Annotated in this window: 11 protein-coding genes and 1 tRNA gene; 8 read left to right on the forward strand and 4 right to left on the reverse strand. The window is 58.3% G+C overall.

Features of this window, described 5'->3' with window-relative positions; all coding sequences use genetic code 11:
• Nucleotides 1-24: 24 nt before the first annotated feature.
• From C7A17_RS21580 to C7A17_RS21605, 6 genes are all read left to right on the forward strand, one after another.
• Nucleotides 25-921: a glycosyltransferase family protein gene (locus C7A17_RS21580; protein WP_106740335.1), complete on the forward strand. Its 897-nt coding sequence runs from the start codon at nucleotides 25-27 to the stop codon at nucleotides 919-921.
• On the forward strand, nucleotides 914-2,056 hold the full coding sequence (locus C7A17_RS21585; RefSeq protein WP_234035828.1) for a glycosyltransferase family 4 protein: 1,143 nt from the start codon (nucleotides 914-916) through the stop codon (nucleotides 2,054-2,056). The genes C7A17_RS21580 and C7A17_RS21585 overlap by 8 nt, the downstream gene beginning before the upstream one ends.
• 2 nt (nucleotides 2,057-2,058) lie before the next feature.
• The gene (locus C7A17_RS21590) at nucleotides 2,059-2,994 is read left to right on the forward strand and encodes a UDP-glucose 4-epimerase family protein (protein ID WP_106740340.1); all 936 of its coding nucleotides are present in this window, start codon (nucleotides 2,059-2,061) and stop codon (nucleotides 2,992-2,994) included.
• A 22-nt stretch (nucleotides 2,995-3,016) separates the two neighbouring features.
• Nucleotides 3,017-3,568, forward strand: coding sequence for a sugar transferase (locus C7A17_RS21595; protein ID WP_106740343.1), 552 nt, complete (start codon nucleotides 3,017-3,019; stop codon nucleotides 3,566-3,568).
• A gap of 96 nt (nucleotides 3,569-3,664) precedes the next feature.
• Nucleotides 3,665-5,650 (forward strand): polysaccharide biosynthesis protein, encoded by a 1,986-nt coding sequence (locus C7A17_RS21600; RefSeq protein ID WP_106743095.1) that lies wholly within the window; start codon nucleotides 3,665-3,667, stop codon nucleotides 5,648-5,650.
• A gap of 89 nt (nucleotides 5,651-5,739) precedes the next feature.
• Nucleotides 5,740-6,063 (forward strand): ComEA family DNA-binding protein, encoded by a 324-nt coding sequence (locus C7A17_RS21605; protein WP_106740346.1) that lies wholly within the window; start codon nucleotides 5,740-5,742, stop codon nucleotides 6,061-6,063.
• Nucleotides 6,064-6,373: 310 nt separating this feature from the next.
• On the opposite strand, the gene C7A17_RS21610 is transcribed toward C7A17_RS21605, so the two are convergent.
• Both C7A17_RS21610 and C7A17_RS21615 read right to left on the reverse strand, forming a co-directional pair.
• Nucleotides 6,374-6,449 (reverse strand) — tRNA-Asn (locus C7A17_RS21610).
• A 333-nt stretch (nucleotides 6,450-6,782) separates the two neighbouring features.
• The gene (locus tag C7A17_RS21615) at nucleotides 6,783-7,979 is read right to left on the reverse strand and encodes an amino acid aminotransferase (protein WP_106740348.1); all 1,197 of its coding nucleotides are present in this window, start codon (nucleotides 7,977-7,979) and stop codon (nucleotides 6,783-6,785) included.
• Between the two features lie 246 nt (nucleotides 7,980-8,225).
• Here C7A17_RS21615 and uvrB point away from each other — a divergent pair, with 246 nt between their 5' ends.
• Entirely contained in the window at nucleotides 8,226-10,241 is a 2,016-nt protein-coding gene (gene uvrB, locus C7A17_RS21620; RefSeq protein ID WP_106740351.1) for an excinuclease ABC subunit UvrB, read from the forward strand.
• Between the two features lie 350 nt (nucleotides 10,242-10,591).
• Here the strand turns inward: uvrB and C7A17_RS21625 are convergent, their stop codons facing one another.
• A complete protein-coding gene (locus C7A17_RS21625) occupies nucleotides 10,592-12,145 on the reverse strand; it encodes an MDR family MFS transporter (RefSeq protein ID WP_106740353.1) in 1,554 nt (517 codons plus the stop codon).
• A complete protein-coding gene (locus tag C7A17_RS21630) occupies nucleotides 12,135-13,184 on the reverse strand; it encodes an HlyD family secretion protein (protein ID WP_106740356.1) in 1,050 nt (349 codons plus the stop codon). Before C7A17_RS21630 ends, C7A17_RS21625 begins: the two co-directional genes overlap by 11 nt.
• A 107-nt stretch (nucleotides 13,185-13,291) precedes the next feature.
• Here C7A17_RS21630 and C7A17_RS21635 point away from each other — a divergent pair, with 107 nt between their 5' ends.
• Entirely contained in the window at nucleotides 13,292-14,212 is a 921-nt protein-coding gene (locus tag C7A17_RS21635) for a LysR family transcriptional regulator (protein WP_106740358.1), read from the forward strand.
• The last annotated feature ends 27 nt before the right edge of the window (nucleotides 14,213-14,239 follow it).

The following is a 14,239-nucleotide window of genomic DNA, read 5'->3' on the forward strand; positions in this document are numbered from 1 at the left end:
CGCGCCGTCAGGAGAAGGTGTTTGATGAAGGTTGGTATTGGGTTAAAAAAGCATGCTTATACTCCTGAGGCTTATGCGTACAAGAAATTTCTCGAGCAATCCAATGTCGAGGTTCAGCTGGCGCCGGAGGAAGAGCTCTGTCCTGATAACGAGGTAAATATTTACTTTATGGGCTTACGCCCTTTTTGGCGGAGAAAGGCCTCTGGTGCCGCTGAGGTGCATGAGTATCAAAGTCTTTCCGTGGCTCCGTACCCGGTATTGAAGGACACCGTGAAAAAGATTGTTAACGGCCAGCCTAATGGGCGCATTTTCTTGAATGAAGTCGTTCGAGAGGGTATGGGGTTTGCGTCAGGCGTTCCCTATATATTGCGAGATATGGGCGTAGATGCTGCACTTTTTCAGAAGCCAAATGCTTGTCCAGACTTCGACATAGTCTATTCAGGTTCTATTGCTGGGCGTAATGGGCTGCTTGAAGAATTCCAGCGTTTGTCGGCGCTTGGATATAAGCTTCTTATTGTTGGTGAAGTCGCTGCTTCAGTACGTGATTTGTTTCGTGAAAATACAAAAGTCGAGTTTGTGGGGAGGGTTTCTCGCGATGACCTGCCCAGATTATACAGCCGAGCGTGGGCTGGGTTGAATTATACGCCGGATTTATATCCATTTAATGTCCAGACTAGTACGAAAACGCTAGAGTACTTGGCGAGTGGGTTGGTTGTTTTTAGTAATAAATATCATTGGGCTTCGAGGTTTTCCAGCGATTACGGTGTGCGTTTTTTATGGCTTGATGAATTGCAGCGTTATATCGATATTTCCTCCGGTTGTATCGGCGATGATTGTTTTTTCGATGCATCTGAATTTATGTGGGATAGCATGCTCGAGCGATCAGGATTTTTAAGTTTTATCTCCAGTTTGCGTGAGTGATGGTGCTTTTAATGGATTTTTTGGCTTTTCTATGAAAGTGGTTTTTGTCATAACCCGTTCTGACGTGATGGGGGGGGCCAGTGTCCACCTTCTTGATCTTGCTGCGGGCCTTCAGTCTTGTGGTTATGACATAACTATTTTGGTCGGTGGGCAGGGCGTGTTTCTGCAGCATGCGCGGAATCGATCATTAAGTTGTATTTCTCTGAAGTATTTGGTCAGAGAGATTGACCTGATTATTGACGTTAAAGCGATATCCGAGCTGCGTGGCGTGCTAAAGCGCTTGAAGCCAGATCTGATTCACTTGCATTCTTCTAAGGCCGGAATTATCGGGCGTATCTGCGCTATAGGATTGACTGTTCCTTGCATATTTACGGCCCATGGCTGGGCATTTACCGAAGGCGTATCTCCAAGTCGCCGCTTCCTATATCGATTTATCGAACGGCTCATTGCCCCGTTGGCAAAACGGATCATTACTGTCTCTGACTATGACAGGAGCCTCGCCTTGGCGGAGTGGGTTGCGCCACCAGGCCAGCTCGTCGTGGTGCATAACGGCATGCCAGATATTCCTGCCGAGATGCGGGCTCAGCGGGGTGCAGTGGGAGATATCGTACGCTTTGTCATGGTCGCTCGTTTTGAGGCGCCTAAAGATCAGTTGTCATTGTTACGCGCCTTCGCAGCGCTTCCCTCAGAGCGTTGGTGCCTTGAGCTGATTGGTGATGGGCCGCAGATGCAAGCTGCGATCGATCTTGCGACAAGCCTTGGCTTGGCTGACAACGTCATTTTTTCGGGAGCTTGCATCGATGTTTCTTCACGGCTTGCAGCAGCAGACGTGTTTATCTTGATCTCTCGCTGGGAAGGATTGCCGCTGACTATTCTTGAGGCAATGCGTGCTGGCCTGCCAGTTATCGCATCCGATGTAGGAGGCGTCGCCGAAGCTGTACAGGACGGTGAGACGGGCTATCTGATCAAGCGTGACGCTACAGGCCTACTAGTAGAACGCCTTGGTCTACTGCTTGCGGACGCTGAGATGAGGCGGCGAATGGGCGAGGCAGGACGGCTTCGATATGAATCCGATTTTACGTTTTCTCTAATGCTGAATAAAACCATCGCGGTTTATGAAGAGGCACTTCTTTAATTATGCAAGTTTTGCTGACTGGGGCCACCGGTTTCGTTGGTGATGCTTTGTTGCGTTATCTATCTACTGCAGGTGCGTGTGTGGTGGCCGCTGTGCGTTCAGGCGGAACTAGGAGGTTTTCTGAGCATGTATTTGAGGTGGGAGATATAAGTGCAGACACGCAGTGGGCCTCCGCTCTAGAGGGTATTACCGTAGTAGTACATACCGCTGCCCGAGCCCATATTTCTCAGGAGGTAAGTAGTGACCCGCTGGCTGAGTATCGGGGGGTCAACGTGGAGGGTACGTTGAATCTTGCCCGGCAAGCCGCGATATCCGGGGTGAAGCGTTTCGTTTTCATCAGCTCTATCGGCGTTAACGGGAATATTAATACTCGCCCGTTTAATGCCGGCGACGCTCCGCTCCCATTGGAGCCCTATGCCCAGTCCAAATGGGAGGCTGAGCAGGGGCTTTGGCGCATCCAGCAGGAGGCAGGGATGGAACTGGTGATCATTCGTCCTCCCTTGGTATATGGCCCCGAGGCTCCGGGTAACTTTGGGAGTCTGGTTCGCTGGATTGGTAAAGGGATTCCACTACCGCTCGGGTCAATCCATAACAAGCGTTCACTAATTGGCATCGACAATCTTGTCGATTTGATCGTTCGCTGCATCGATCATCCTGCTGCTGCCAATCAAGTCTTTCTTGCGGGTGATGGTCGCGATCTATCGACTACGGAGCTGTTGCGTTTAGTGGGAGATGCAATGGGGCGGCCTGCACGGTTGATTCCTGTGCCTGCTGGCGTTCTGAAGCTGAGCGCGGCATTGTTGGGGCGGAAGGCTATGGCGCAGCGCTTGCTGGGGTCTTTGCAGGTAGATATCTCGCAAACATGCGAGACACTGGATTGGCAGCCGCCTTTCACGGTTGAAGAGGGGTTAAAGCGTTGTTTCCTGTCTTCGGATTGACTGGCTTTCAGAGGTTGGGTCTGTGATACGTGTTTTTGATGTTGTTCTGTCCTTGCTGGGGTTGCTCTTCGGCTTTCCAGTATTGATCTTAATCTATGTTCTTGGCTTGTTGGATACAGGTGCGCCCCTGTTTCGTCAGGCGCGTGTGGGGCGTGGTAAGCGGCCGTTTACGTTAGTCAAGTTTCGAACGATGGCGGTTGATACGGCCTCTGTGGCAAGCCACTTGGCCTCCAGCGCGTCGATCACGCGCTTGGGCGCTTTTCTGCGCAAGACCAAGCTGGACGAGCTACCGCAGCTCTGGAATGTGCTCAGGGGGGAAATGAGTCTGGTTGGGCCTAGGCCTAATCTATTCAATCAGGAAGAGCTGATTGCCGAGCGCGAATTGCGCGCTGTGTATGATGTTCGCCCTGGCATAACGGGGTTGGCCCAAGTGCAGGGGATCGATATGTCTACGCCGGCTTTGCTTGCCGAAACTGACCAGCAGATGATCCGGTCAATGTCGATCTCTCTCTATTTCAGCCTGATTATGCAAACAGCCTTGGGAAAAGGTGCTGGCGACCGAGTGGTGCATTGAACCTGGCGTGTCTGTTGCGACAGGAGAGGTGATGTTTGATGTGTCTGGAGCAGGCAGCTCCATTTAAATGCTAACGAGGTAGCCAGAGGGATGAAGATGAACGGTTTGCGCCAGTTTCTGGTGAGTTTGCCCAGGCGTCAGAAGCGTTTGTTGCAGTTATTGGCCGATATCATTCTCGTCTGGGTTGCGCTTTGGCTGTCGTTTGCCGTTCGTTTAGGGGAAATCGATGCGGCCAAGCCCTTTTCTGGGCATAGCTGGTTGTTCATTGTCGCTCCGCTGATTGCTCTGCCTATTTTCATCAGGTTGGGCATGTATCGGGCTGTGATGCGTTATGTGGGTAGTGATGCGCTCATTACTATCGCAAAAGCCGTATCTCTCTCGGCGCTGGTGTTGGCGCTTGCGGTTTACTGGTACAGGGGGCCCACGGCGATTGTGCCGCGCTCTATGGTTTTCAATTACTGGTGGCTCAGTCTGTTGCTATTGGGCGGTCTGCGTCTTGGGATGCGCCAATTCTTCACTGGCGATTGGCTTGAGCCTTTTGCCCGACAACGTGATGCTGTAGCAGGCATATCCCGGGTTGCTATTTACGGCGCTGGAACGGCCGGCAATCAGTTGGTCGCCGCTTTACGGTTGGGGCGTGCGATGCGGGCGGTAGCATTCGTGGACGACGATGCTGGAGTTGCCAATCGAGTTATTGCCGGGTTGCGAGTTTATACACCCAAGCATATTCAGCAGATGATCGACGAGACGGGGGCTGACGAGATTCTGCTTGCGATGCCGTCTATTTCGCGAGCGCGACGGCGCGAGATCCTTGATGCGTTAGAACCTTATGCATTGCATGTCCGCAGCGTGCCTGGGTTCACCGATCTGGCCAGTGGGCGAGTGAAGGTCGAGGATATTCAGGAGGTCGATATAGCTGATCTTTTGGGTCGCGATGCTGTGCCGCCTCAGCAAGAATTGTTCGAGCGCTGTATCAAGAATCAGGTGGTTCTGGTCACCGGCGCTGGTGGCTCAATTGGTTCGGAGCTATGTCGGCAAATTCTGGTGAGCGGGGCTCGAACCTTGCTGCTTTTCGAGCACAGCGAGTTCAATCTTTACAACATCCATGGCGAGTTGCAGCAGCGAATCGAGCGGGAGTCGCTACCGATCAAGCTAGTGCCGATTTTGGGGTCTATCCGTCACTTTGAGCGGTTGTTCGACATCCTGCAGACTTGGCGCGTTAATACCGTTTATCACGCCGCTGCGTACAAGCATGTGCCGATGGTTGAGCATAACGTCGCTGAGGGTGTGCTTAATAATCTGGTCGGCACACTCAATGCGGCGCAGGCTTCGATCAAGGCGGGTGTTGCCAATTTTGTGCTGATCTCAACCGACAAGGCAGTACGACCCACTAATGTCATGGGCAGTACCAAGCGCTTGGCTGAGATGGTGCTGCAGGCGCTGAGTCGTGAGTCTGCGCCGTTGCTGTTCGGTGATGAATCAGGTGTTCATCACGTCAACAAGACCCGTTTTACTATGGTGCGCTTCGGTAATGTGCTTGGTTCTTCTGGGTCGGTTATTCCGCTGTTCAGGGAGCAGATCAAGCAAGGCGGGCCGGTGACGGTGACTCACCCGAATATCACGCGCTATTTCATGACGATCCCTGAGGCGGCGCAGCTGGTCATTCAGGCCGGTTCGTTAGGGCTGGGTGGTGATGTGTTCGTGCTGGATATGGGGGAGCCGGTGAAGATCGCTGATCTTGCTGAGAAGATGATTCGGCTGTCCGGCTTGAGTGTGCGTGACGAGCGTAATCCTCATGGGGATATCGCTATCGAGTTCACTGGGTTGCGCCCTGGGGAGAAGCTTTATGAGGAGCTATTGATTGGCGAGGATGTGAAGCCGACTGAGCATCCGATGATCATGCGCGCCGAAGAAGACATGTTGCCTTGGGAGGAGCTCAAGGTGCGCCTGCAGGAGTTAGTGGCAGCAGTCGATGAAGATGATTATGCGCGCGTGCGTATGCTGCTGCGTGAAACAGTGCATGGTTATGTGCCGGAGGGTGAGATTGTCGACTGGATTCATCTCAGAAACCGGGAGCGTTGAATCAGGGATTTGACAGTCGGGAGATAGCGTCTAGTTTAAAAAGCGAGGCCATGGCTGCCTTGCTTTTTACAAACAAAGGAGTGTTTCCCATGCTGAAAGTCCGTCTTTCCTCTCTGCTGTTCGCTGTTCTTGCTTTCTTCTCTCTGGCTGCAACCGCAGCTGAAACTCCGAAAACCGAAAGTGCCAAACCGGCTGCTGTTCAGGTGGCGCAGGTTGCTGTGGTCAATCTGAATACCGCTGATGCTGCAACCTTGCAGCGCGAGCTTTTGGGTATTGGAGCGACAAAGGCGCAAGCGATTGTGGCTTACCGGGAAGAGCACGGTAACTTTGCCTCGGTCGATGAGTTGCTTGAGGTCAAGGGTATCGGTGAGGCGACGCTAGAGAAAAATCGCGATAAGTTGAGTGTTAACTGACGCCGGGCGGCGTTTCCATATGGGCCGGTCTTTTGACCGGCCTTTTGCGTTTTTGGCGTGCAAGGCATTGCTGTGTGGAGGAGTCGGTGCGCATGGTGCGCCCCACGAAAAGCCTTCTTCAGGCAATAAAAAACCCAGCTCTTAGGTTGGGTTTCTTGAATTTGGCTCCGTGACCTGGACTCGACAGCGCAGCTGAACGCGCTTCAGCGCGGCCCCAAAGGGGGGAGCGAAGCGAATAACCTGGGACGCAGTCCCTGGTGAGAGTCCGCCGAAAACGAAAAAGCCCCGGTATGAACCGAGGCTTTGAATTTGGCTCCGCGACCTGGACTCGAACCAGGGACCCAATGATTAACAGTCATTTGCTCTACCGACTGAGCTATCGCGGAACAACGGCGCGTATGTTACTGATTAAAAAAGAGAAGTCAATACTTTGCCGTGACTTCTGCTCGACTGGGATTCGGCAGATTCGGCGGCGCTATTGTGGGAGGGGGCTTTGGCCGCGACAGCAGCCAGATCGGGACGGATCGAGGTTGAGGCAGATGGCCTCCTAATCGTTCCAAGGTCGGCGGTGCCTGGGTATGGGGCCTTGTCGCAGGGCGTGGCTTTAGCTTTTGCGGTGTTCTACCGAACGATTCGCGGCTGAAGCCGCTCCTACAGTGACTGTTGGCGCATACAAAAACGCCGGCCCAAGGGCCGGCGTTTTTGTCTATCACAGAGGCTTAAAGCACGGCGTGGATGGCGCGTGTGACGCTATCCAGGTTGCCGTTGTTCAGCGCGGCGACACAGATGCGGCCGGTGCCGACGGCGTAGATGCCGAACTCTTCCTTCAGGCGTTCCACTTGCTCCACGGTTAGGCCGGAGTAGGAGAACATGCCGCGCTGCTCGGCGACGAAGCTGAAGTCACGCTTGGCGCCCAATGCGGCCAGTTGCTCGACCATGGCCAGGCGCATGCTGCGGATGCGGTCGCGCATTTCGCCCAGTTCGGCTTCCCACATGGCGCGCAGTTCGGTGCTGTTGAGCACGCTGGCGACCACGGTAGCGCCGTGGGTCGGCGGGTTGGAGTAGTTTGTGCGGATCACACGCTTGAGCTGCGACAGCACGCGAGTCGACTCTTCGCGGCTAGCGGTGACCAGCGACAGGGCGCCGACGCGCTCGCCGTACAGCGAGAACGACTTGGAGAAGGAGCTGGAGACGAAGAATTCCAGGCCTGACTCGGCGAACAGGCGCACGGCTTCGGCGTCCTGGTCGATGCCGTCACCGAAACCCTGGTAGGCGATATCGAGGAACGGCACATGCTCGCGCTCGCGCAGCACTTCCAGTACGGCTTTCCAGTCTTCCAGCTGCAGGTCGACGCCGGTGGGGTTGTGGCAGCAGGCATGCAGCACGACGATGGAGCGCGCCGGCAGGTTGCGCAGGTCTTCGAGCATGCCGCCGCGGTTTACGCCGTTGCTGAACGGATCGTAGTAGCGGTAGTTATGCACCGGGAAACCGGCGGACTCGAACAGGGCACGGTGGTTTTCCCAGCTTGGGTCGCTGATGGCCACGGTGGCGTCCGGCAGCAGGCGCTTGAGGAAGTCAGCGCCGATCTTCAGCGCGCCGGTGCCGCCGAGGGCTTGGGTGGTGATTACGCGGCCGGCGTCGATCAGCGCCGCGCCCTTGCCGAACAACAGTTCCTGCACGGCCTTGTCGTAAGCGGCGATGCCTTCGATCGGCAGGTAGCCACGCGGAGCGTGCGCCTCAATGCGCGCTTTTTCGGCTTCTGCGACGGCGCGCAGCAGCGGAATTCGCCCCTCCTCGTTGTAGTAGACGCCCACGCCAAGGTTGACCTTGGTGGTGCGGGTGTCCGCGTTGAATGCTTCGTTGAGGCCCAGGATGGGATCGCGCGGAGCCATTTCGACGGCAGAGAAGAGACTCATGATGGATGCGGCAACTCGAGTGAGGGGTGGGTGGCCAGGCGTCCCCGACAAAAGCGCTAGGGGGCGCGTAAACGGGGCGTTAGTATAACGACCCTGAATCCAGGGGGCGACAGCGCAAAGCCCTGAATTAAGGCCTGTTGCCAGGTAATTCGACTCTACTTGGACCTATCGCCAGATCGCCCCGCAATTCATGGCTTTTGACGCAGTCCGAACGGATGCGTCACAGCCATTTTGTCGAGGTGCTGCATGTCCGAGTTTCAGTTGGTGACCCGCTTCAAACCTGCCGGCGATCAGCCCGAGGCGATCCGCCTGATGGTCGAGGGGCTGGAGGCCGGTCTTTCGCACCAGACCCTGCTCGGCGTGACCGGCTCGGGCAAGACCTTTTCCATTGCCAACGTGATTGCCCAAGTGCAGCGCCCGACCCTGGTGCTGGCGCCGAACAAGACCCTGGCCGCTCAGCTCTACGGTGAGTTCAAGGCGTTCTTCCCTAACAACGCCGTGGAGTATTTCGTCTCCTACTACGATTACTACCAGCCCGAAGCCTACGTGCCGTCGTCCGACACCTTCATTGAGAAGGATGCCTCGATCAATGACCACATCGAGCAGATGCGCCTTTCGGCGACCAAGGCGCTGATCGAGCGCAAGGACGTGATCGTGGTGTGCACGGTGTCGTCGATCTACGGCCTGGGTAGCCCCGAGGAGTACCTGAAAATGGTGCTGCACCTCGACCGCGGCGACAAGATGGATCAGCGTGCGCTGCTGCGGCGCCTGGCCGAGCTGCAGTACACGCGCAACGATATGGATTTTGCCCGCGCGACGTTTCGTGTGCGCGGCGATGTGATCGATGTATTTCCGGCAGAGTCGGATCTGGAGGCCATTCGCGTCGAACTGTTCGATGACGAAGTGGAGAGCATCAGCGCCTTCGATCCTCTGACCGGCGAGGTGATCCAGAAGTTGCCGCGTTTCACCTTCTACCCCAAGAGCCACTACGTCACCCCGCGCGAAACCCTGCTGGAGGCGGTGGAGCACATCAAGGTCGAGCTGCAGCAGCGTCTGGAGTACCTGCGTGGGGCGAACAAGCTGGTGGAGGCGCAGCGCCTGGAGCAGCGCACACGCTTCGATCTGGAGATGATCCTCGAGCTGGGCTACTGCAACGGCATCGAAAACTACTCGCGCTACCTGTCCGGCCGCCCTGCGGGGGCGCCGCCGCCCACTCTGTACGACTACCTGCCGGATGAAGCGCTGCTGGTGATCGACGAGTCCCACGTCTCGGTGCCGCAGGTCGGGGCCATGTACAAGGGCGACCGCTCGCGCAAGGAAACGCTGGTGGAGTACGGCTTCCGCCTGCCGTCGGCGCTGGATAACCGGCCAATGCGTTTCGAGGAGTGGGAGGCGGCTTGCCCGCAGACCATTTTCGTTTCCGCCACGCCCGGGCCATACGAGGGCGAGCATGCCGGTCGCGTCGTCGAGCAGGTGGTGCGGCCGACTGGCCTGGTCGATCCTGATCTGGAGGTGCGCCCGGCGCGTACCCAGGTCGATGATCTGCTCTCGGAGATTCGCTTGCGCGTGGCGGTGGGGGATCGCGTGCTGGTCACCACCCTGACCAAGCGCATGGCCGAGGATCTGACCGATTACCTGGGTGACCATGACGTCAAGGTGCGTTACCTGCATTCGGACATCGATACGGTGGAGCGGGTCGAGATCATCCGTGATCTTCGTCTCGGCGCCTTTGATGTGCTGGTGGGTATCAACCTGCTGCGTGAGGGCCTGGACATGCCCGAGGTATCGCTGGTGGCGATCCTCGATGCGGACAAGGAGGGTTTCTTGCGCAGTGAGCGTTCGCTGATCCAGACCATTGGCCGCGCGGCGCGCAACCTCAATGGCAAGGCGATTCTCTACGCCGACAATATGACTGGCTCGATGCAGCGTGCCATCGGCGAGACCGAGCGCCGCCGTGCCAAGCAGATCGCCTTCAACGAAGCCAACGGCATCGTGCCCAAGGGCGTGCAGAAAGACGTCAAGGACATTCTCGAAGGCGCCGTGGTGCCGGGCGCGCGCAGCAACAAGCGCAAGGGCATGGCCAAGGCAGCGGAGGAGAGTGCTCGCTACGAGAACGAACTGCGCTCGCCGAGCGAGATCACCAAGCGTATTCGTCAGCTGGAAGAGAAGATGTACGCCCTGGCGCGCGACCTGGAGTTCGAGGCCGCGGCGCAACTGCGCGACGAGATCCAGAAACTGCGGGATCGGTTGTTGCAGGTGTAACTAGCGGTAGGAAGCCGATTACCGGATGCATCCGGACTATTGTGGGAGGCGCTTTCGACTCTGGCATCCTGCTTCGTTCTGCCTCCTGCATCCATGCAGCCGTAGCGGCGATGGTCGCGGCTGAAGCCCCTCCCACGGTTCTACGTGTTCCCGTGCGTGGATCAAGCCTCATCGATCCATTGCCGCGGCGGATGTAAAACGGCAACCACTCTGCGACTGAATTCGCGGCTGAAGCCGCTCCTACGGATGAGGCGCCGGCGTAGGGTGGATCACGCCTCATCGATCCATCGCCTCGGTGGAGGCGAAAACGGCATCCACCCTACGACAGGGCGGCGTATCTCTGTCAGGACTCAATGCGCCGCGCCACCGCCCGCCATGTTCTGCGGCAGCTTTCGCGTCAGCAGGATCGCCAGCATGCTCACCGCCAGGGCGATGCCGATGAAGTGGAAGGCATCGTTGTAAGCCATGATGATCGCTTGCTCATGGACGATCTGGCTGAGCTTGGCCAGGGCCGCCTGCTCGCTGCCCAGTGTCTGCGTCAGCAGGTGCAGGCGTTCCTCTACCTGCGGGTTGGTTGGCACGATGGATTCGCGCAGATAGTCGAAATAGACCTTGGCGCGGGCATCCAGCAGGGTGGCCAGCAGGGCGATACCGATGGCTCCACCCAGGTTGCGCAGGATGTTGAACAGGCTGGAGGCCGAGCCGGCATCCTGCGGCAGGATGTAGGCCGTGGCGATCAGCGACACGGTGACCATCACCAGCGGCTGGCCGAGTGCTCGCACGATCTGGATATGGTTGAACTGCGGGCCGGCGAAGTCCGGGTTGAGCACGCCGGAGAAGAAACTCGCCGCGCCGAACAGGGCGAAGCCCAGGGCGCACAGCCATTTTGGCGAGATGATCTTCATCAGCTTGGGCACCAGCGGGATCAGGAACAGCTGCGGCACGCCCATCCACATGATCACTTCACCGATCTGCATCGCGTTGTAGCCCTGGATCTGTGCCAGGTACAGCGGCAGCACATAGATCGAACCGTACAGCCCGACGCCGAGGCCCAGGCTGGAAATGCTGGCCAGGCCGAAGTTGCGCTCACGCAGTACGCCGAGGTTGATCAGCGGGTTGGGGCGGGATATCTGCAGGATGACGAACAGGATCAGGCTGACCAATGCCACGCTGCCCAGCCCGACGATCAGTTGCGATTCCAGCCAGTCCTTGCGATGACCTTCTTCGAGAAAAACCTGCAGACAACCCAAGCCCATACCCAGAGTGACGATGCCTGCGTAATCGGTGGTCTTCAGCAGCTCCCAGTGCGGCGCCTTCTTCTCCAGGCCATAGAGCAGACCGGCGATCATCAGCAGGCCAGGCGGCACGTTGATGTAGAAAATGTACTCCCAGCCCCAGTTCTCGGTCAGCCAGCCACCGAGTGTTGGGCCGATGGAGGGGGCGAAGGTGGCGGTGATGGCGAACAGTGCCATGCCCTTGGCCCGGTGGTGCTCGGGGAGCTTGATCAGCGTCATGGTGAACGCCAGCGGGATCAGCGCGCCGCCGGTGAAGCCCTGCAGCGCGCGGAACACGATCATGCTTTCCAGGCTCCAGGCGAGGGAGCACAGCAGCGAGGCGATCAGAAAGCCCACCGACACCCATACGGCCAGGCGGCGTGCCGAGAGCAACTGCACCAGCCAGGCGGTCAGCGGGATCATGATGATCTCGGCCACCAGGTAGGACGTGGAAATCCACGAGCCTTCCTCAAGCGTTGCGGACAGCGCGCCCTGGATGTCCTTCAGCGAGGAGTTGGTGATCTGGATATCCAGCACCGCCATGAAGGCGCCGAGCATGGCGCTCATCACGGCGATCCAGTCGCGGCGGCTGGGTTCCGCCGTCGGGCGGATCAGCGCATCACCCACCATGGCTATCGTCGCTGCGCAGATCCACGGTGACCTCCACCGACATGCCGGGGCGGATCAGCCCGCGCAACGGGTTGTCAGCGGCGAAGGTCAGCTTGACCGGGATGCGCTGCACCACCTTGGTGAAGTTGCCGGTGGCGTTGTCTGGCGGCAGCAGGCTGAACTGCGCGCCGGAGGCGGCGAACAGGCTGTCGATGCGGCCTTCGATAGGCGTGTCCGGATAGCTGTCGAACAGCAGCTCGGCTTTCTGCCCCGGGCGCATGCGGCCGATCTGGGTTTCCTTGAAGTTGGCCTGGATCCAGATGTCCTGATCCGGCACCAGCGACAGCAGGTAGGCGCCGCTCTGTACCACCTGGCCTTCGCGTGCCGAGCGCTGGCCGACTAGGCCGCTGATCGGCGCATGAATCTGCGTGCGCGAGAGGTTGAGGTCGGCTTGTTCCAGGTCGGCCTGGGAGGAGAGGATCAGCGCGTCCAGGCGCTTGAGTTCGGCTTCAAGGCTGGCGACTTGTTGGCGTTGCGCCTGCAGGTCGGCCTGCGCCTTGGCTACCTGCGAGCGGGCCACGCGGTTGTCGGCGGCCAGGGTGGTGACGCGCTCCTCGGAGACATAACCCGGCTTGCGCAGGGTCTGGGCGCGGCCCAGGTCGAGCTTGGCGCGCTCGAGGGTGGCCTGGCTGGCAGAAACGTCGGCCTGGCTGGCGGCGATCAGGCTGGCCTGCTGGTCAAGCTTGCTCTGCGCTTGTGTGCGCTCGGCCTGATGGGTTTCCAGTGCGGCGAGGGCGCGTTGGCGGGCCAGGCGGAAATCGGCGTCTTCCAGTACTGCCAGGAGCTGGCCGGCTTCTACATGCTGGTTGTCGCGCACCAGCACTTTTTCGATGCGCGCATTCAACTGGCTGGAGACCCGAGTGATCTCGCCCTGCACATAAGCGTTGTCGGTACTTTCATGGTAGCGACCGACCAGCAGCCAATGGGCGAGCAGGGCGCCGGCAATCAGCACCAGCAGGATCACGAAGACGAAAAGGCGACGTTGCAGTTTGGCAGGCATGCTTGAGGCTCGAGATGCGGCAAGGAAATGTAAGTAAATTTAACAGTGTTCCCTTTGCGCTAGTAGACTCTAGGCCTGGCATGCTTTGTTGCGTATGAGGAACAATCATGGGGCTGGATGATGCTTTGATTTTTACCCGGGTAGTGGATTGCCACAGTTTCACGCAGGCCGCGACCAGCCTGGGTATGCAGAAGTCGACGGTGAGTCGGCGTATCGCACTGCTTGAGGAGCGCCTGGGCGTGCGTCTGCTCAATCGCACCACGCGCAAGTTGCGCCTCACCGAAGTCGGCCAGGCTTATTACGAGCGCTGCCGGCAGATCATGCTCGACTTCGCCGAGGCCGAGCAGGCGGTGATGCAGCTGCAACGCGAACCCTCCGGGCTGCTGCGCATTACTTCGCCGATCGAGTTCGGTCAGTTGTTTCTCGGGCGTGTGCTGGGTGAGTTCATGCGCCAGTACCCGCAGATCGACGCCGAGGTGGAGTTGACCTCGCGCTTGGTGGATCCGCTGGAGGAGGGCGTGGATATCGCCATCCAGGTCGGCCAACCGCAAGATTCCACCCTGATCGCGCGCAAGCTGTTCGAAAGCGGTCGACGATTGTGTGCAAGCCCTGCGTACCTCGCGGCGCACGGTACGCCGCGTAGCGTCGCCGAACTGGAGGGGCATCGGGCGATACTGTTGCAGCACGACGCGCCGCGCTACTGGCCGTTGCTGGGCGAGCACCTGCCGTGTCAGCGGGTGATGACCTGCAACAACATCACCTTTGCCCGTGAGGCGACGCTGGCGGGCGCCGGGATTTCCGGGTTGCCGGTGATGATCAGCGAAGAGGCGGTGCGCAGCGGCCGCCTGGTCGAGCTGTTGCCCGAGGCACGCTTGCCGGTAGGCGAGGTGTATGCCATCTACCCGTCGCGGCGCTTCCAGGCGATGAAGGTCAAGACTTTCCTCGACTTCCTCATCGCCAGCTTGCCGATCACCCGTGGCGGGTTGCTGGAGCCAGGGGCCGCCGGCCTGCTAACATCGCCCGCTTGATTCAAACCTCGTGTCTTCCATCCGAGA

It is taken from the genome of Pseudomonas mendocina, assembly GCF_003008615.1.
GTDB classification, from domain to species: domain Bacteria; phylum Pseudomonadota; class Gammaproteobacteria; order Pseudomonadales; family Pseudomonadaceae; genus Aquipseudomonas; species Aquipseudomonas mendocina_C.

What these genes read in the sequence shown, in the direction of transcription:
- C7A17_RS21615 (WP_106740348.1), bottom strand. Translation starts at nt 7,979, where the DNA reads ATGAGTCTCTTCTCTGCCGTCGAAATGGCTCCGCGCGATCCCATCCTG.
- C7A17_RS21635 (WP_106740358.1), top strand. Translation starts at nt 13,292, where the DNA reads ATGGGGCTGGATGATGCTTTGATTTTTACCCGGGTAGTGGATTGCCAC.
- C7A17_RS21605 (WP_106740346.1), top strand. Translation starts at nt 5,740, where the DNA reads ATGCTGAAAGTCCGTCTTTCCTCTCTGCTGTTCGCTGTTCTTGCTTTC.
- C7A17_RS21600 (WP_106743095.1), top strand. Translation starts at nt 3,665, where the DNA reads ATGAACGGTTTGCGCCAGTTTCTGGTGAGTTTGCCCAGGCGTCAGAAG.
- C7A17_RS21580 (WP_106740335.1), top strand. Translation starts at nt 25, where the DNA reads ATGAAGGTTGGTATTGGGTTAAAAAAGCATGCTTATACTCCTGAGGCT.
- C7A17_RS21590 (WP_106740340.1), top strand. Translation starts at nt 2,059, where the DNA reads ATGCAAGTTTTGCTGACTGGGGCCACCGGTTTCGTTGGTGATGCTTTG.
- C7A17_RS21625 (WP_106740353.1), bottom strand. Translation starts at nt 12,145, where the DNA reads ATGGTGGGTGATGCGCTGATCCGCCCGACGGCGGAACCCAGCCGCCGC.
- uvrB (WP_106740351.1), top strand. Translation starts at nt 8,226, where the DNA reads ATGTCCGAGTTTCAGTTGGTGACCCGCTTCAAACCTGCCGGCGATCAG.
- C7A17_RS21630 (WP_106740356.1), bottom strand. Translation starts at nt 13,184, where the DNA reads ATGCCTGCCAAACTGCAACGTCGCCTTTTCGTCTTCGTGATCCTGCTG.